The following is a 16474-nucleotide window of genomic DNA, read 5'->3' as shown; positions in this document are numbered from 1 at the left end:
CCTCGTCGGCTTCTACGGCGACCGAATCGACCTCGACGGACTACCCCTCGCCACGAACGAGTGACCAACTAGAACTAAACCCCCAAGACGTCAAAGAAAGGGCATACACAAAACTCAAGACATTCCCGCCACCGCACGATCACCGTGTCCGATGGATCTATCGTCCGGGACTGGGGTGTTCAGGGCAGTAAGGCGGAGGCCCTCCGCCCGGGACACGTCGAGCCGGTAGTTCGGCTGCTCTGTGAGCATCAGGATATGTCGGCGAGGACGACCCGCGCTCGTCCCGGCGTGGGGTGGGTCGCCCGACGGTCCGGAAGGCTGAAGCCGGCCCCGTCTGCCCGGCGCGTCAAGTCATAGAGACCTCCGCGAACCCGAACCAGCATGCGGGAACATACGGGCATGATCACCATTCATCTGAAGTACGAGATCGACGCCGACAAGCTCGAGGACTTCGAAGAGTACGGCCGCCGCTGGGTTGGGCTCGTCAACCGCTTCGGCGGGACGCACCACGGCTACTTCCTGCCGAGTGAAGGCGACAGCGACATCGCCTACGCCCTCTTCTCCTTTCCCAGTCTCGCCGCGTACGAGCAGTACCGTACGGACAGCACGACCGACCCGGAATGCCAGGAGGCCTTCGCACTGGCTCGCAGCACCCGCTGCATCAAGCGGTACGAGCGCCGCTTCCTACGGCCGCTCGACGTCACGCTTTGAGCCGGCGACGCGGCGGGCACCCGTGGCCACAGGGGCGCGGTGGTGGGAGACAGGGCACCCATCGGGCTGTTCACACCAAGGAACCTCGCGGGCAGGGATGGCAAATTCGTCAACGAACTGCCGTAGCTGCTCATTGCAGGTGACATCACTACAAACTGGCGCCGCTTCTCTCTGCCGAGTGAGTTTCGGTCGGGGTGCCCGGACAGAAACCCTGCCACCGTTCCCGGGCCGTCGCACTTTGTTGCCTTTCGGAGTCCACATAGATCCTGCGGCAGTCCTGAACAGGGGTCAAAACAGGTGGTGGGACTGACTGCCGCTGCAGACGGCCCGGCAACCGGTTCCACTGGCTTTCCCTGCCCGGGGTTCGCACTGTGGTGCTTCCGCTGTAGGAGAGGGCCCCTCTACACCGCGGGCTCACGGTGTAGAGGGGCCCTCTTTCGTCGGTGAGGTCAGCCGCGGATGCCGAGGAAGGCTCCCTGCAAGGACCCGAGCGCCTGGGCCGGCAGCGGCTCCCGGGTGATGGCACGCTGTCTTCCTGCCCGGTGGCACGCGACGGGCTGTCCCGAATCTCAGAGACTTCTGATCCGGGTCCGTTACCGTCCGGCTCATGCTGCGTGACTACCTGATCATCGGAGCCGGACCGGCCGGGCTTCAGCTCGCTGCGCTGTTCGAGGGCGAGGGCCGTGACTATGTGGTCCTGGAGCGGGGTGAGGGACCGGGAACTTTCTTCCGGACGTTTCCCAGGCATCGTCAACTGATATCGGTCAACAAGGTGCACACCGGTTACGAGAACCCGGAACTTCGGATGCGCATGGACTGGAACTCTTTGCTCAGCGACGATCCGAAGCTGCTGTTCACCCGGTACAGCGACGAGTACTTCCCGTCGGCCGACGATCTCGTGCGCTATCTGGCGGACTTCGCCCGGGAGACCGGCGCCCGTGTGGAATACGAAACGGAAATAGTGCGGATCTCCCGTGCGGACAACGTATTCGAGGTTCTGGATGCGGCAGGGAAGATCCGCCGGGCCCGGAGGATCGTCGTCGCGACCGGAGTGTCACTGCCCTACGTCCCGGATATCTCCGGTATCGAACTGGTGGAGCAGTACGGCGAGTTCGATACGACTCCGGCATCCTTTACCGGGCAGCGGGTACTCGTGATCGGCAAGGGGAATTCCGCGTTCGAGACAGCCGATGCGCTCATGTCGAAGGCCGCTGTGATCCATGTGGCTGGGCCGCACTCCCTGAAGATGGCGTGGAAGACGCACTTCGTCGGTCATCTGCGGGCCGTGAACAACAATTTCCTCGACAGCTACCAGCTCAAGTCGCAGAACGCCGTCATCGACGGCACGGTGGAGAGCATCGAGAAGGCCGCGGGCGGCGGGTTCCGGGTGCTGCTCCGTTACGCCCGCACGGTGGAGAAGCTTCGCGAACTGCACTACGACCGGATCATCGGGTGCACCGGATTCCGGTTCGACGCGGATCCTTTCGACGGGTCGTGTCGGCCCGCGCTGGTCATCAACGACCGGTTCCCCGAGCAGACATCCGCGTACGAGTCGGTAAATGTGCCTGGGCTGTACTTCGCGGGCACGCTGACGCAGCAACGGGACTTCAAGAAGTCCACCAGCGGTTTCATCCACGGCTTCCGCTACGGCGCGCGTGCTCTGCACCGCGTCCTCGGGGCGCGGTACCACGGACAGGCCTGGCCGGCGCGGCGGCTGGATCTGACACCTGAGGCGATCGCGGACGCTTTGGTGCGGCGAGTCAACACCTCCTCGGGGCTGTGGCAGCAGTTCGGGCATCTGGGTGATGCCGTCACCGTGACGGGTGACGAGGTGCTGTATCAGGAGGAGGTCCCGCTCGATCTGGTGGCCGACGGCGGCCTGGGGCTCGCGGGACACCGGTTCGTCGTCGACCTGGAGTACGGGCAGGACCGCGATCACGTGGACCCGTTCGATGTATCGGTGCCGCGGGTCCGGGAGAACGACGTGGAGAACGCGATGCATTCCGACTACCTGCATCCTGTCGTGCGCCACTACCGCGACGGTGTACTCGACGGCACGCACCATTTCGCGGAGAACCTGGAGAATGAGTGGGATCTGCCGGCGGTGCACCGCCGGCCACTCGCGGCGTTCGTGAAGGCGTGCCTTGGCTGAGGAGCCCTTCCCCGGCCGGCTGCTGGATCTCCTCGAGGCGGCCGGGGAACGAACGGTGATGGAGCACGCCGGCCGTCTGGTGTCCGGCCGGTCCCTGCTGGCGGCGGTACGGCGCGTGACCGGCGGGTTGAGGGCCGCGGGCGTGGGGCCGGGGGATGGCGTCGCCATGACGCTGGGGGTGGGGCCGGGGCAGTTGGCCGCCGTTGTCGCCGCGCACACCGTGGGGGCGCGGGTGGTGGGTGTGCGGCCTGGTCTGACACGCCGGCAGGAGGAGTCCCTGACGGCGGACGTCTCGTTCATCGTGACCGACAAGCCCGACGGCGCGGCGATGCTGTGCGTGGGGCGGGTTCTGGCGCTGGAGGTGCTCCTGGGCAGCCGCGACGACGGGATTCGCCCCGTGGTGGCCGCCCGGCCGCAGGACGTGGCTCGGGTGCTGCCCACCTCGGGCAGTACAGGTGAGCCGAAGTCCTGCGCGCAGACTTACGGGGCGATGACCGCGTTGTGGGCGCTGCGGCCCGATGCGTGGCCGCCGGTGATCCGTGAGCTGGCGGGGCGGATGGACCGCTTCCTGGTGTTCGGGACCCTGGCGAGCCAGGTGATGCTGGATTACGGGCTGCTCGCGCTGGCGGGAGGCGGGGTGCTGGTCACGGCCGGCGTGCCGGAGTTCCCGGACGCGCTCGTGCGCCACCGTGCCACGGCCAGTGTGATCACGGTGGCCAGGCTGGCGAGGCTGGTGGCGGCGGTGCGGGAGCAGCCGGTGGACCTGGGGGCGCTGAGGGCGCTGATGCTGTCGGGCTCGCCGCCGCCGCCGGGGCTGCTGCGGGAGGCGGGCGAGTTGCTGGGGCCGGTGGTCTTCCATGGATACGGGCAGACGGAGACCGGCATGATCTCCATGGCGATGCCGGAGGAGGAGCCCGGGGCGCTGGGGGTGCCGGCGGTGGATCTTCAGGTCCGGGATGCGGACGGCAGTTCGTTGCCGCCGGGTGTGGACGGCGAGATCTTCGTCCGCACGCCCGGGCAGGCCAGCGGCTACTGGGGGGATCCGGTGCTGAGCGCGGAGGTGTTCGCCGAGGGCTGGGTGCGGACCCGGGACTTGGGCCGGCTGGACTCGCGCGGTCGGCTGTGGCTGACGGGGCGGACGCGCGATGTCGTCATCGTCAACGCGTATGTGCATCCGCTCGGGCCCGTGGAGCGCCTGCTGGCCGGTCATCCTGCGGTGGCGGAGGCCTACTGCGTCGCGGTGCCCGACGCCGTGGCGGGCGAGGCAGTGCATGCCTTCGTCGTACCGGCGGACGGGTCAGAGGTTCCGCTGCTCGCCGAGTTGCGGGCGCTGGTAGCGGCTGAGCTGGGCGTGGCGTGCGCACCTGCGGCGGTGACGGTGATCCGCGAGGTGCCGCTGACGGCCGCGGGGAAGCCGGACAAGCGTCGGCTGCTGCCGTGACATCCGTACCCGGGGGCCCGCCGCATTCTCGCGCGGCGGGCCCCCGGGGTGTCACGCGGTCGTGGCGGGGGCCGGCTCGCGGAGCGGGGTGTCGTCGGGGAGGGGGTGGCGGCGTTCGATCCACATGAGCAGCGGGGTGGTCATGGTGGTGGTGACGAGGGCGACGACGACGAGCGCGCTGAACATGGCCTGGGTGACGATGCCCGCCTCGAGTCCGAGGTTGAGCGCGATGAGCTGCATGAGCCCGCGTGCGTTCATCAGGGCTCCCACGCGCAGTGCCACGGGTGCGGACTCACCGGCGGCCCGGGCGGCGAGCCAGCAGGCGCCGAATTTGCCGGCGACGGCGAGGAGCACGCACAGGGCGGTGAACAGCAGGACGGATCCGGAGCCGAGGAGTGTGAAGTCGGTGTTGAGCCCGGAATAGGTGAAGAACAGCGGGACGAAGAGCAGGCCGACGGGTCTGACGGTCTCGACGGTCTTGTCGAGCCGTTCGGAGCGGGGGAAGACCACGCCCAGGCTGAAGGCGCCGAAGACGGCGTACAGGCCGATGATGTCGGCGTACCAGGCGACGAGGAACAGTGCGCCGGCGAGGATCAGCAGCAGGTTCTCCGGCGCGGTGCGTTCGGCGAGCCAGACGATGTGGCTGTGCAGGCGCAGCAGTACGGCCATGACGACCACCAGGCCCACGGCGCCCGCGGCGGCGGCGGAGACGAGGCCGGCGGAGCGGTGCGCCATGCTGAGGACACCGGCGAGGAGGACCCAGGCAGCTGCGTCGTCGAGGGCTCCGGAGCCCAGGGAGAGGGAGCCGTGCCGGGTGCCCGACAGTCCTCGTTCGCTGATGATGCGGGCGAGCATGGGGAACGCGGTCACGGCGAGGGCGACGCCGACGAACAGCGCGGAGACTTCCATGGACATGTCGGGGTGCAGGATGCCGGTCCGTTCCCCGGCGGCCACGACGAGGGCAACGCCCAGGAGAACGGGCACGAACATGCCGGCGGCGGAGACGATGCCCGCGGAGCGGGCGATGGTGCGCAGCCGGTCGACGCGGAATTCCCAGCCGACGCGGAACATGAACGCCACGAGGCCGATCTGGCCGACGACATACAGCACCGGCCGCAGTTCCTGCGGGAAGAGAGTGTTCTCGACGCCGGGCAGCAGGGCGCCGAGGACGGACGGGCCAAGGAGTACACCGGCGAGCATCTCGCCGACGACGGGTGGCTGTTTGCCCAGTTGGAGGAGTCTGCTGGTGAGGCGGCAGACGATCAGGATGGCCACGGTGGCGAGGAAGAAGGCGGGGGCGAGTTCGGTGGGACTCATCGGGGTCCTTCGGGGTGGGGGGTCTTGTCCCGGCCGTGGCGGGGTTCGTGCGCGGGGTCGGTGAGGAAGTAGCGGGTGGCCGGCCGGAGGCGGCGGGCGTGCAGCACCATCACCGTGCCGAGCACCAGTTGTCGCAGGCTGCGGGTGATGTCCTCGACCGTGTCCCGTACGGCCATGTAGCGCCGCAGGGCGGCCAGCCGGCGCGGTGCGGCGGGTGTGTCGTGGGGGACGAGCAGGCAGGGGGCCCGGTTGGGGAGGGAGCGGGTGTGGCCGGCAGTGGACTCCAGGCGGAAGCGGCCCAGTACCTCGCGGGTGGCGGCGCGCAGCACGAGGGGGGAGATCCGCCAGGCGGGGCAGGGGCGGTTGGCGGGCATCCCGAAGGGGATGTGACGGGCGTCGCGGGCAGGCCGGGTCTGCCAGCGGTCGGGGTCGAACGTGCCGGGCCGGTCGTACCCGGTGGCGTGGTAGGCGGGGTAGTTGAAGCAGACGACGGTGCCCGCGGGCAGAACCGTGCCCGGGGCAAGGGGGATGTCGGCGGTGGCGATGCGGTGGGCGATGCCGAAGAGCGGGTAGAGACGGAAGGTCTCGTCGAGTACGCGCGAGAAGTACCGGTCGTCGCCCGGATGGTCGGTGAGGCGCTGCTGGATGCCGGGATGCCGGGCGAGGGCGAGGAGCAGGTGGGCGGTGGCCTCGGAGAGCTGGACGACGGCGGTGCCGTAGATGGTGCCCTGGAGGTAGTGGACCTGTTCCTGCGGTGACAGGCATGCCGGCAGCCGGTGCGGCACGTCGGTGCGTCCGCGGAGGTAGTTGGTGAGCCTTGCACGGCGGCGGGGGTGGCGCAGCCCGGTGCACTTGAGAGCGCTGACAACGTCCTCCGCGTGACCGACGATCAGGTCCCTGACATGCGGTGGGCAGGGTTCGCGGAATACCAGCCCGTGGACGTACTCGGCCCACGCGGGCATAACCAGGTCACGCAGCCGCACCAGGCTGATCCGTCCCGGCGGCAGCTCGTCCAGCGCCCGGGCGACCGCTCGCGCGGCAGCGGCCTCGTGGGCGGCCGAACTCCCGGCGAGTATCTCGCGGGTGGCGGCGGCCACCTGTTCGTACCGCTCTCCGGGCTCGAGGTGTTCCTGGTGAACCTCGGGTCCGGGAGAGAGCCAGTACCAGAAGAGGTCCGACAGACCCGCCCCGGCACTGCGCCCGTCAGCCGCCGGGTGGGCGTAGACCTGTTCAAAGACCTCGGGCCCGTGGACGGCGTTGGGGAGGGTCACCGTCCGGTCGCCGTTGACCTTCTCGAAGATCCGTACCCGCAGCGCGACCACCAGGCGGCTCACCACGGCAGGCCCTCCCGGACCACCATGTCGCCGGTGAGGTCCGCGTTGCTCCGGCCGCCGCAGAGCGCGAGGGTGTGATCGTACTCGTCGCACAGGGTCGCCAGCACCTGCCGGACACCGGACTCCCCGCCCGCTGCCAGCCCCCACGCGACGGGGCGCCCGACCCCGACGGCGACCGCGCCGAGCGCGAGGCCGACGGCGATGTCACTGCCCCGGCGGATCCCGCCGTCGAGGAGTACGGGAATCCGGCCGGCGACCGCGCCGGCAACGGCGGGCAGACAGTCGACAGCGGCGGGAACGGCGTCGCACTGACGGCCCCCGTGGTTGGAGACGATCAGACCGGCGGCCCCCCGGTCAGCCGCCAGACGAGCGTCCGCCGGGTGCAGCACTCCCTTGAGAAGGACAGGCAGCGATGTCACACCGAGTATTTCGGTGACCTCCTCCCATCCGATCGCGGGCGACATGGGAATGTCGGTGAGGACATCGGGCGGTGTGCCGGGCAGGCCGCGCATGTTCTCGGCCGCGTAGCCGGGGGGCAGATCCGAGAATCCGTTGCGCAGATCCCGGGTGCGACGGCCGAAGACCGGCGAGTCGACCGTGACGACCAGGGCGCTGCAGCCGGCGTCCTCGGCCCGCCGCACGAGCGCCGCAGTCACCTCGGCGCATGGGTGCGGGTACAGCTGGAACCACACTGCCGGCTCGGCCGCCGTCTCACGGGCCGCGGCGACGACGTCCGCGACCGCGGTGGTCGACGCCACGCCGGTGACCAGTACCGCGCCCTCGGCGGCTGCCGCCCGGGCCGTGGCCCGTTCACCGTCCGGGTGCAGCAGCCGGTGGAACGCCGTCGGCGCCACGACCACCGGCGACGCGCCCGGCGCACCCGGCAGGTCGGCGGCGATGTCCCGGGCCTCGGCGCCGCGCAGCACCCGGGGCAGCAGTGAGTACCGGGCGAACGCCCGCTCGTTGGCCGCCAGTACGCGCTCCTCCCCCGCGCCGCCCGCCACATAGTCGTCGTGCACGGGATCCAGAACGGTGCGGGCGGCCTCCCGGAATGCCTGCAGTGTCACGACGTCACCACGGCGGAAGGTACGAGACGGGGAGCCAGGAACGCGTGCAGCGGTGCCCGGTGGACCTCCTCGCTGTCCCACTCGTTCTCCAGGTTCTCCGTGACATGGTGCTCGCCGGCCGGTCCGCCGTTGTCGTACCAGCGGATGACCGGATGCAGATAGCGGCCGTCCAGGCCCATCACGTCCTGCTGGGACTTACGTCCGGCGGACACGTCGAACGGGTTCACCCGGTCGTGGTCCGCCCCGTACTCCAGCGTGATCACACCGTACGAGCGCACGGGGCCGAAGTCCCCGTCACGTACCGCGTCGTGCACATGCCCGGTGGGGACCTCTTCCGCGTATCGCAGGGTGCCGTCGGGGGCCATGAGCAGCACGTCGCCCAGGACTCCGAACTGCTGCCACAAGGCGGACGTCCGGTTGATCCGGCCGATGACCGCGTCCGCGGCCTGTCCGGGGTCCGCCCCCACCTCCGTCACCGGCCAGGCCTCCCCGTGGTACCGCTGCCGAAGCGTTCGGTACTGGGCGCGGACGGAGTAGCGGAAGCCGTGGATGAAACCGGTCGTGGCCCTCTTGAAGGTCGGTCCCTGCATGATGGTCCCGGCGAAGTACAGGCCCGGTACGTTGACCGACTCTCCGACCGGGGTCGTCGCCGGAAACCGGTCGTCGATCATCAGCTCCGGGGTGCACGTGGCGTCGAAAAGGGAGGCGTCGAAGCGGAATCCGGTCGCGACGATCACCCGGTCGTAGCGCAGTTCCCGCACGATCTCGTCGACCCGCTCGAAGGCGACCGGCACCCGGAAGCCACCGTCCTCCTCGCGCCTGACGGACCGCACCCGTCCGTCCAGCAGCGCGTTCTGCGACTTGAGCTGGTAGCTGTCGAGGAAGTTGTTGTTCACAGCGCGAAGATGGCCCACGTAGTGTGTCTGCCAGGCCAGACGCAGCGAACCGGAACCGACGAGGTGGATCACCGCCGCGTTCTCCATCAGGCTGTCGGCCGTCTCGAAGGCGGAGTTCCCGCGTCCGAGGATCAGCACCCGCTGCCCGGTGAACGACTCGGGGTCGGTGTCGAAGGTGTCGTAGCGTTCCGCCAGCTCGATCCCCGGAATGTCCGGTACATGCGGCAGGGACACACCTGTCGCGACGACCAGCCGCCGCGCCCGCCAGGTCTGCCCGTCGCCTCCGGCAACGGTGAACACCCCCGCCTCGTCGCGGGACACCCGCGTCACGTCCACGCCGTAGCAAACCCGGGCACCAGTGCGGTTCGCGAAGTCCGAGAGATAGCGGACCATGTCGTCGGCCGCCGGGAAGTAACTGCGGCTGTAGCGGCTGAACAACAGCTCCGGGTCGTCGCTCAGCAAAGAGTTCCAGTCCATCCGCAGCCGCAGTTCCGGATCGTCGTACCCGGTGTGCACCTTGTTGACGGAGATCAGACGGCGGTGCCTGGGGAGCCGCTCGAAGAACGTCCCGGGCCCGCCGCCTCGTTCCAAAACGATGTAGTCGGCGCCGTCGCCCTCGAGGAAGGCGGCCAGCTGGAGTCCTGCGGGGCCCGCTCCAATGATCACGTAGTCGCGCGTCATGAAACGGAAGCTATCCGCCGGATTTCAGAGCGCTCTGAGATTGCCCGCCTACCTTCTCCAGGTGCAGACACCCCAGGACACCCACCGGCTCACCGGCCCCTTCGAGGCCACGGCCCTGCGCCGTGCCGCCACACCGCTGACCGTCGTCGTGGACGCGGCGGCCCGCACCAGAATCGAGGAGGGGCGGCGCCGTTTCCGCGCCCTGCGGCAGGACGACGATAGCCGCATCTACGGTTCCACCACCGGTTTCGGGGCCCTCGCCGGCTACGCCGGCCGCCGCGACGAGGCCGACCAGTGTGACAACACCCTCGCCCACCTCGGCGCCGGCCAGGGTCCCGATCTGCCTGCCGGTATCGTCCGGGCCGCATTGCTGCTGCGAACGTGGTCCCTCGCTCAGGGGCTGTCCGGGGTGTCCGTGCGGGTCGTCGAAGATCTCGCGGCCATGTTCGCCACTGCCTTCACCCCCGCGGTCCCCCGTTACGGATCGGTCGGCGCCAGCGGTGACCTCATCCCGCTCGCCTATGCCACCCAGGCCCTCCGCGGCCGCGGGCACGCCTGGCTCGACGGTCGCCGGATGCCCGCAGCGGAGGCCCTGTCCACCGCCGGACTGAAACCCCTGGAACTTGACGGCCGCGACGCCTTGGCCCTGGTCAACGGTACGTCCGTCACCACTGCCGCACTGGCCCTCGCCCGTGACACCGTCCGTGACGCCCACCGGGCACTCACCGCGCTCACGGCCCTGCTCACCGATCTCATCGGCTGCGACACCGCGTTCCTCGATCCCGGACTGCTCACCGCCTACAACCACCCCGGCGTCTGCCATGCCGGAACCCGGCTGCGGCACCTGCTCACCGGGTGCACTCCGTCGGGCGACCGGCCCCTCCAGGAGCCGTACAGCATCCGATGCACTCCGCAATTGCTCGGAGCCGCGGAGGATGCGCTGCGATACGTCGACTCCGTGATCACCGCCGACATCGGCGGGGTCAGTGACAACCCGCTCTTCCTTCCCGACGACGTCGGACCGGGAAGAACCGTGCACGGCGGGAACTTCTTCGGTCAGCCCGCCGCGTTCGCCGCCGACCTCCTTGCCGTCGTCACCGCTCAGCTCGGCAACCTCGCCGAACGCCAGCTCGACCTGCTCGTCGATCCCACCCGCAACGGAGGCCTGCCACCCATGCTCACCCCGACACCGGGGATCCAGCACGGCCTGCAGGGTGTACAGCTCGCCACCACCGCGTTCGTCGCCGAACTCCGGCGTGCCGCTACACCCGCCGGCATGCAGAGCCTGCCGACCAACCTGCACAACCAGGACGTCGTTCCTTTCGGTACACAAGCCGCCCTTCGCTCGTACGACATGGCAGAGCTCCTCGGACTGCTCTGCGGCTCCCTCGCGCTCGGCCTGCGGCAGGCCTCGCACGCCGGTGCCCGCCGCCCCACCGCTCCGCGGTGCGCAGACCTTCTGGACACGCTGGCCGCCGCGATCGAGCCGGTCGACCCGGACCGGCCGCTGGACAGCGATGTCCGTGCTGCGGCACGGATTGTTCTCACATGGCGCTGAATTCGCATTCGGGCAGCCGGATCGTGAACCGCGCCCCCTTCCCCGGCTGCCCGTCGGCCGTGACGGTGCCGCCGTGGTGGGTGACGACCTCCCGCAAGAGCGCCAGTCCCAGCCCGTAGCGGCCGCCCTCCCCGTTGCTGTGAAAGCGCTCGAACAGCCGCTCGCCCTCGTCCGGCGCGAATCCCGGGCCGGAGTCGGACACCGTGAGCTCCACCATGCCGCGCTGCCGCACGAGTGCCACTTCGACCCGCGCGCCCGGTGCGTGCCGGACCGCGTTCGACAGCAGTTCACCGACTGAGCGACGCAGTGCCGTCTCGACCCCGTTCACCCACAGGGGACCCGGCGGTGCCGTCACAGTAACGGGTTCCGTCTCCTCTGCCACTGACCGGGCCAGCGCCGCCAGATCCACCGGCCGGCACTCCGCCGGCCGCGACGGCCCGCCGGTCAGGCACGCGGACAGCAGCAAGTCGTCCAGGATGTCCCCGAGCTGCCCGAGTGATCCCGTCAACCGGGCCAGCCCCTCCCGGTGCCCGGCTGGCAGCCCTGCCGCGGCAGCCTGGTTCGACAGCATCTGCACCCGTGTGAACGCCTGGGTGACCGGTGTCCGCAACTCGTGACTGGCGTCCGCGACGAAACGGCGCTGCCGGATCAGGGCCTCGGCCAGCGGTGCCACCGACACCCGCCCCAGGACCACCCCCGTCGCGACGGACGCCAGCAGCCCCAGCAACTCCGCGACGCCCAGCGCATACCACAGGTGCGTCCGGTCAGCCAGCTGATACCGCATGTCGAATACCGCCTGGACCACTTGCCCGTCTCTTCGGACCTGCGTGCGTACCAGATAGACCGTGTGGTTGCGCCGCACGGTCCGCTCCACCGCCTCACCGGATCGTCTCGTTGTCTCGAGGTCGGTGCCGAGCGGGAAACCGTCGGGAGCGTTCGCCAGCGGCCGGAAGCCCGGCACGAACAGCCATGTGCACACGGGCGGGTGGACTGGGTCACCCAATGCCGCACCGAACCGAACATCACGCCAGACCTGCTCATCTTGCGCATGACGCATGACCGCATCGGAGACCAGTCCGACCGCCATGACGACCAGGGTGATGAAACCCGCGGTGATCAGCGAGATCCGTATACGCGCGCCGCGCACGGCCTTGCGTTCACCGGCCGTCCATCCCTTCACCGCTCCCCCAGGGTTCCCAGCTGGTAGCCGAACCCACGCACCGTCCGGACCACCCGCCGGCCGAGCTTTCGGCGCAGGTAATACACGTAGGTGTCGACGATGGATAATGCGGGCGCTTCTTCGAACACCGTCCGGCGCAGCTCCGCGCGTGAGTACACGATGCCCGGATGCGCTGCCAGAACCCACAGCAGCAAGAATTCCCGCGCCGCGAGGGCGATCTTCTCCCCGTCGGGCAACTCCACCACACGGTGCCCCACCAACAGTCGCGCGGACCCGATGGGCAGAGTGTCGGCAGCGTCGCCTGCACGGCGACGCAAAGCCCGTAATCGTGCGCTGAGTTCCTCCAGGAGGAAGGGTTTCACCAGATAGTCGTCGGCCCCCGCGTCCAGCCCGTCGACGCGGTCGTGCACCGTTCCCATGGCGGTCAGCACCAGCGCAGGGGTACGGACGGCCCGCGACCGCAGGCGGCCCAGCAGATCGAGTCCGTCGAGCACGGGCAACCGCCGGTCGATGACCAGGACGTCGTACTGTCGGGTCAGCCCGAGATGCAGCCCTCTCTGCCCGTCACCGGCGACATCGACGTGATAGCCCTCCTGCTGCAGCACCTCTGCCAGCATGCCGCCGAGTTCTCGGTCATCCTCGACCAGCAGCAGCCGTGCCGCTCCGGTGGTCTGCCCCCGTCCGGTCATGCCATCTCCCATCCCCTCGCGTGGCCCCTCCCACCCATCCGGCCCCACCCGTTCGTCCCCCGATCCCCACCCCGGCACACCGCACGTCCACGAAGCGGACAGGCCGCCGCCGTCATCCGGCGGCGCCCGGGAGTCTCTGCGGCGCCCCGTGGGTCATCGTGCGCGAGGGCCAACCACGGGGACGTCGTCACCGCACGGAGGATGTCCGGACTCCGTACGGCGTCCCCATCAGCCGCCCGGTCCACGTGGCCGAAGGTTCACCCTGTGCCACGGCGGCGCCGGCCGGCGCCGTCCGCCGGAGATCCGTTCACCGGCGAGCGGACCGTGGCGTCCGGTCGAGGCGGTCCGCCGGATCCCGAGGATCGCGTCGGGCGACACCTCGTAGGAGGTCCCGTGCTGCACGTGTACGACGCCGGGCGTGTTCGGGTGCCGTTCCTCAAGCCGGTGAGAGGCTTCGAGGGGAGCGAGGTGAGTACGGGTACCTGCGATCCCGCCCCGGTGTCCTGGTGGAGACCTGCCCGATCGCCGTCGTGTTCGACGCATGTGACACGCACGCTCAGGACCATGGCCTCAATCTCCGACCACGGGCAAGTCACCGCGCAGCCGCTCTTGCATTGTCTATGACATAACCCATAAGTTACCGACAGGTAGATTCTTTGGCGGATCGCACTGCCACAGGGAAGGCGGCGAACTGGTGAACGCACGCAAGAGGGACAGCCGGAACCTCATGGTCCTCAGTGCCGCCTCCCTGCTGCGCGAATACGGGGCCAGCGCGACCAGTATCGACAAGATCCTCGCCCACAGCGGAGCGCCGCGCGGATCGGTGTACCACCACTTCCCCGGGGGGCGGACGCAGCTCATAGACGAGGCGGTGACGCTGGCGGGAGACTTCATCACCGGTTTGATCGGCGCAGCCGCACAAGTCGACGATCCCGTGGAGGCCGTCGACGCCTTCTTCACGGCATGGCGTGATCAGCTCGCGGAAAGCGGCTTCAGGGCCGGCTGCCCGATCGTGGCCGTAGCCGTGGAGACCAACGACGACGCACCCCAGTTGTCCCGCTCCGCAGCTGCCGTCTTCGCCCGCTGGCAGAGAGACCTCGCGGCCCTCCTCGTCCGGCACGGCCTCACCGAGGAACGCGCCCGCAGACTCGGCGCCTTCATCATCGCCGCGGCCGAAGGCGCGGTCATCATGTGCCGGGCCGAACAGAGCACAGCCCCGATCGAGGCGGCCGCCGCCGAGATCCACGACCTGCTCCTGCACACCCTGGGCGACCGCCCCGGAACCAAATCCGGACCACGGCCGTAACCCGCAGTTCCCGCCCGCCGTCAGCCCATTCCGAAGGAGCCACCATGCCCTCGCTCGACCGTCACGACAACATCTTCGTCCTCGACCTCGGAGACGGGGAGAACCGCTTCCACCCCGACTGGCTCACCGCCGTCGGGGCCGCGCTGGACGAGGTGGAGAAGGCGGAAGGCCCCCGCGCTCTGGTCACCGCCGCCACCGGCAAGTTCTACTCCAACGGCCTCGACCTGGACTGGCTGTTCGCCCACCTCGACCAGCACGAGGACTACGTCGTGTCGGTCCACGAGCTGTTCGCGCGGATGATCTCGCTGCCAGTCGTCACGGTAGCGGCGCTGCAGGGACACACCTTCGCCGCCGGAGCGATGTTCTCCCTCGCTCACGACTTCCGCGTGATGCGTGCCGACCGCGGTTTCTGGTCACTCCCCGAAGCCGACATCAACATCCCCTTCACCTCCGGCATGTCCGCGCTGATCCAGTCCCGGTTGGCACCGCAGACCGCCCATGAGGCCATGCTCACCGCTCGCCGCTACGGCGGCATCGATGCTGCGGCCGCCGGAATCGTCGATCGGTCGGTCGGCGAGGACGTCGTGCGCTCCGCCGCGATCGAGATCGCCCAGGCTCAGGTGAACAAGGCCGGCGACACCCTCGGCACGATCAAGTCCCGCATGTATGCACCGGTCATGGCCGCCTTGCGCAACACCACCCAACCGCTCGGCTGACGGGCACGGCAGTCAAGGCCGGCTCGGCAGGCACAGGCGACGCCAGGCGCATGTGCCGCACGTGGACGGTGTACATACGGGTGTCCGACCGAACGCACCAAGGAACTGTTCTCTTCGAGGAGTCCGCTCGCCATCAGCCCGCTGCGCCGGCGGCAGTGGCGAGAGCGGACCGCCCGTGGGCCACCTCGCCGCCGTGCCGCGCGGGCCCTTGTCCGCGGACGATCCGTACCTGCGGCTCGGGTCCCGGGGTATCACGAGCAATTGCTGCGGGGCCGACCGGCGATTCACCGTCGCGATCCCCGAGCCCCTCACACAGCTCACCGGGCCGGCCGACGCCCCCTCGACTCCCTTCCCGGCACCCCCCGGCACAAATATGTCCCCGCCCGCATCGAACCCATCCCCCCGGAGAACCGGAAAACCTCACCCACAATGCCCCAGCCCCGTCCCCGCCCCGGATCCGACCGGCGCGCAGAGGGCGAACAACCCCGCACGGCCGCAGCGAAAGCCGAGACCGCAGCATCACGGCCCCGAACCGGGGTCGGACAGCTGCCGGCTGCACCGCAGGAGAGAACCACGCCCGCCCGCGACCAGCGGAGACACCCACACCGGTTACCCACATCACACCCCGGCCGGGAGCACATCAGGGCATTTCCGACGATCTTCTGTCAGGAGGTGACACGATCCATGATCGATTCACTGCATCACAGGGACCGCGCCGGCTCCCCGGAAGAACCTGGCCCCGCCCTCGACGAGGAATTCGTCCGGGCGGCGCCCGTAAAAGAGCCGTCGGCCCGCAGCCGCATTCTTGCCGCACAATGGCGACGCCAGGCACCCGAGCCCCGCCCATGGCGGGCCGACAAGCCGCCCGCCGGATGGTTCTTCAGCCGCCCCCGACGCCGGTGGCGGCGCTGCTGACGGATCCCCGGCCGTCGGACGCCGCGCTCCTCGGCCGACGATCCGAAGCCCGCAGGTTCTGACGTGCGAAGGGGGCGCCCCACCACGGTGGGCGCGCCCCCTTCCCGTACGACCTCCTCGGCCGTCCCGTTTCGGGGGACCAGAGCGACTCGGGAAGGAGGCCGGGGCACATGATGCGCCGACGATCACACAGACAGGCCGGCCGACGCGAGCGGGCTTACGTATGAGGTCTTCCGGATTCGTCCGCCGACACAATGCACACGGCGGCGGAAACCCCGGCCGGCATCAACGGCTGCGGAACGCAGGGAGCAACGGGTGACGGCGAAACCGCACGCGGCGCAGTTGTATCGGCACGGACCCTTGAACATGCGCCTCCGCCTTTGGTGCTGACGGTTCATGTAGTGGCGGGGCTCACCAACGCCATGCAGTATGTTCGGTTGCCTGCGGCAGGAGAGTCGTACGCGCTACACCAGTTCGGCTGAGTCGCGTGCGCTGCCTGCCGGAGCCCTGG

The 16474-nt window shown here is 69.5% G+C and carries 13 protein-coding genes; 7 read left to right on the top strand and 6 right to left on the bottom strand.

The features are described 5' to 3' along the window. Nucleotides 1-399 precede the first annotated feature (399 nt). From SRB5_RS06160 to SRB5_RS06150, 3 genes are all read left to right on the top strand, one after another. Nucleotides 400-711: an NIPSNAP family protein gene (locus tag SRB5_RS06160; RefSeq protein ID WP_153450357.1), complete on the top strand. Its 312-nt coding sequence runs from the start codon at nucleotides 400-402 to the stop codon at nucleotides 709-711. Between the two features lie 607 nt (nucleotides 712-1318). Beyond that, nucleotides 1319-2863 (top strand): NAD(P)-binding domain-containing protein, encoded by a 1545-nt coding sequence (locus tag SRB5_RS06155; protein WP_153450356.1) that lies wholly within the window; start codon nucleotides 1319-1321, stop codon nucleotides 2861-2863. Between the two features lie 58 nt (nucleotides 2864-2921). Continuing rightward, nucleotides 2922-4304, top strand: coding sequence for a class I adenylate-forming enzyme family protein (locus SRB5_RS06150; RefSeq protein WP_153450443.1), 1383 nt, complete (start codon nucleotides 2922-2924; stop codon nucleotides 4302-4304). A 51-nt stretch (nucleotides 4305-4355) separates the two neighbouring features. On the opposite strand, the gene SRB5_RS06145 is transcribed toward SRB5_RS06150, so the two are convergent. Genes SRB5_RS06145 through SRB5_RS06130 form a run of 4 tightly spaced genes read right to left on the bottom strand, consistent with a single transcriptional unit; the run spans nucleotide 4356 to nucleotide 9599 of the window. Next, complete coding sequence (locus SRB5_RS06145; RefSeq protein ID WP_153450355.1) at nucleotides 4356-5621, bottom strand: cation:proton antiporter; 1266 nt, start codon at nucleotides 5619-5621, stop codon at nucleotides 4356-4358. Next, nucleotides 5618-6958 (bottom strand): cytochrome P450, encoded by a 1341-nt coding sequence (locus tag SRB5_RS06140; protein WP_323377148.1) that lies wholly within the window; start codon nucleotides 6956-6958, stop codon nucleotides 5618-5620. The genes SRB5_RS06145 and SRB5_RS06140 overlap by 4 nt, the downstream gene beginning before the upstream one ends. Further along, nucleotides 6952-8022: an alpha-hydroxy acid oxidase gene (locus SRB5_RS06135; RefSeq protein ID WP_323377147.1), complete on the bottom strand. Its 1071-nt coding sequence runs from the start codon at nucleotides 8020-8022 to the stop codon at nucleotides 6952-6954. The genes SRB5_RS06140 and SRB5_RS06135 overlap by 7 nt, the downstream gene beginning before the upstream one ends. Then, the gene (locus tag SRB5_RS06130) at nucleotides 8019-9599 is read right to left on the bottom strand and encodes an NAD(P)-binding domain-containing protein (RefSeq protein WP_153450354.1); all 1581 of its coding nucleotides are present in this window, start codon (nucleotides 9597-9599) and stop codon (nucleotides 8019-8021) included. Before SRB5_RS06130 ends, SRB5_RS06135 begins: the two co-directional genes overlap by 4 nt. Nucleotides 9600-9660: 61 nt before the next feature. Between SRB5_RS06130 and SRB5_RS06125 the strand changes: the two genes are divergently transcribed. Next, nucleotides 9661-11157: an aromatic amino acid ammonia-lyase gene (locus SRB5_RS06125; RefSeq protein WP_323377146.1), complete on the top strand. Its 1497-nt coding sequence runs from the start codon at nucleotides 9661-9663 to the stop codon at nucleotides 11155-11157. Here SRB5_RS06125 and SRB5_RS06120 read toward each other — a convergent pair. Both SRB5_RS06120 and SRB5_RS06115 read right to left on the bottom strand, forming a co-directional pair. Next, nucleotides 11144-12337 carry a sensor histidine kinase gene (locus SRB5_RS06120; protein ID WP_323377145.1) on the bottom strand — a complete coding sequence of 398 codons (1194 nt, stop codon included), beginning with the start codon at nucleotides 12335-12337 and terminating at the stop codon, nucleotides 11144-11146. The two genes, SRB5_RS06125 and SRB5_RS06120, sit on opposite strands and share 14 nt — an antisense overlap. Beyond that, nucleotides 12334-13026, bottom strand: coding sequence for a response regulator transcription factor (locus tag SRB5_RS06115; RefSeq protein ID WP_153450352.1), 693 nt, complete (start codon nucleotides 13024-13026; stop codon nucleotides 12334-12336). Before SRB5_RS06115 ends, SRB5_RS06120 begins: the two co-directional genes overlap by 4 nt. 694 nt (nucleotides 13027-13720) lie before the next feature. Between SRB5_RS06115 and SRB5_RS06110 the strand changes: the two genes are divergently transcribed. From SRB5_RS06110 to SRB5_RS36315, 3 genes are all read left to right on the top strand, one after another. Beyond that, nucleotides 13721-14332 carry a TetR/AcrR family transcriptional regulator gene (locus SRB5_RS06110; protein ID WP_323377143.1) on the top strand — a complete coding sequence of 204 codons (612 nt, stop codon included), beginning with the start codon at nucleotides 13721-13723 and terminating at the stop codon, nucleotides 14330-14332. A 44-nt stretch (nucleotides 14333-14376) separates the two neighbouring features. Next, nucleotides 14377-15048 carry an enoyl-CoA hydratase-related protein gene (locus tag SRB5_RS06105; RefSeq protein ID WP_153450351.1) on the top strand — a complete coding sequence of 224 codons (672 nt, stop codon included), beginning with the start codon at nucleotides 14377-14379 and terminating at the stop codon, nucleotides 15046-15048. Nucleotides 15049-15732: 684 nt separating this feature from the next. Continuing rightward, entirely contained in the window at nucleotides 15733-15963 is a 231-nt protein-coding gene (locus SRB5_RS36315) for an SGM_3592 family protein (protein ID WP_153450350.1), read from the top strand. The last annotated feature ends 511 nt before the right edge of the window (nucleotides 15964-16474 follow it).

The organism is Streptomyces smaragdinus, from assembly GCF_009604385.1.
Taxonomy (GTDB): domain Bacteria; phylum Actinomycetota; class Actinomycetes; order Streptomycetales; family Streptomycetaceae; genus Streptomyces; species Streptomyces smaragdinus.
This window is presented reverse-complemented; position numbering and strand designations above follow the sequence as displayed.

Excerpts from the sequence above, each read along its gene's own strand:
- SRB5_RS06160 (WP_153450357.1), top strand. The coding sequence starts at position 400 with ATGATCACCATTCATCTGAAGTACGAGATCGACGCCGACAAGCTCGAG.
- SRB5_RS06155 (WP_153450356.1), top strand. The coding sequence starts at position 1,319 with ATGCTGCGTGACTACCTGATCATCGGAGCCGGACCGGCCGGGCTTCAG.
- SRB5_RS06150 (WP_153450443.1), top strand. The coding sequence starts at position 2,922 with ATGGAGCACGCCGGCCGTCTGGTGTCCGGCCGGTCCCTGCTGGCGGCG.
- SRB5_RS06145 (WP_153450355.1), bottom strand. The coding sequence starts at position 5,621 with ATGAGTCCCACCGAACTCGCCCCCGCCTTCTTCCTCGCCACCGTGGCC.
- SRB5_RS06130 (WP_153450354.1), bottom strand. The coding sequence starts at position 9,599 with ATGACGCGCGACTACGTGATCATTGGAGCGGGCCCCGCAGGACTCCAG.
- SRB5_RS06115 (WP_153450352.1), bottom strand. The coding sequence starts at position 13,026 with ATGACCGGACGGGGGCAGACCACCGGAGCGGCACGGCTGCTGCTGGTC.
- SRB5_RS06105 (WP_153450351.1), top strand. The coding sequence starts at position 14,377 with ATGCCCTCGCTCGACCGTCACGACAACATCTTCGTCCTCGACCTCGGA.
- SRB5_RS36315 (WP_153450350.1), top strand. The coding sequence starts at position 15,733 with ATGATCGATTCACTGCATCACAGGGACCGCGCCGGCTCCCCGGAAGAA.